Source organism: Streptococcus sp. WM07, assembly GCF_004570525.1.
Classification (GTDB): domain Bacteria; phylum Bacillota; class Bacilli; order Lactobacillales; family Streptococcaceae; genus Streptococcus.
In genome coordinates, this window is record NZ_SPPZ01000373.1 from 1 (window position 1) to 238 (window position 238).

Sequence of the window (238 nt, forward strand, 5' to 3'; positions counted from 1 at the left end):
AAGATGAAAATGTAACGATTTTACCCCATTCTTCCTACTCCGAGACTTTCTATCAAGCAAAGTCTTGGGATCAAGTGCGCCGTGTCTGCCAATTTTCACAAAGAAAGGAAAGAGAACTCTTCTATGATGTTACTTCTCTTGTGACCAATCTAACTGGTGGAGTTAGCCAGGAATATTTTCAACTTTATCGAAAACGGGGACAGTCTGAAAATTTCATAAAAGAGATGAAATCTGGATT

Annotated in this window: 1 protein-coding gene; it reads left to right on the forward strand. The window is 38.2% G+C overall.

Annotation, left to right across the window (positions count from 1 at the left end):
• On the forward strand, positions 1–238 hold a 238-nt coding region (locus tag E4T71_RS09610; RefSeq protein WP_194181283.1), incomplete at both ends, for a transposase.